The organism is Mesorhizobium sp. Arg314 (assembly GCF_053714275.1).
In genome coordinates this window covers 1-256 of the sequence record NZ_JBSKBP010000360.1, presented here as the reverse complement: position 1 = coordinate 256, position 256 = coordinate 1, and the positions used below count along the sequence as shown (strand labels likewise).

The following is a 256-nucleotide window of genomic DNA, read 5'->3' as shown; positions in this document are numbered from 1 at the left end:
GCTGCGACCAGGAGGCTGCCAAGCCACGGCTGATGTTGCAGCGGGCCGATGTCTTCCCAGGCGTCCCAGAGCATCGCCGCAGCAAGAACGGGCGCAAGGGTCGCGGTGTGCGATCAGGCAGGCTACGCCAATCGTCGAGACGGGCAGTCTCATCCCAATCCGGATCGTAGACCAACAGATCTCGTTCCAGCGACGGTTTCAGCCGAGGCGGCTGCTCGACCGCTACGCCCTTGAGAACCGCGATCGAGCGCGCCAG

General features: G+C 65.2%; 1 protein-coding gene. It reads right to left on the bottom strand.

Features of this window, described 5'->3' with window-relative positions; translation table 11 throughout:
- Positions 1-74: DUF1612 domain-containing protein (locus ACWGS9_RS35860; RefSeq protein ID WP_454509569.1), on the bottom strand; the 74-nt coding region annotated here is incomplete at its 3' end.
- Positions 75-256: the final 182 nt, after the last annotated feature.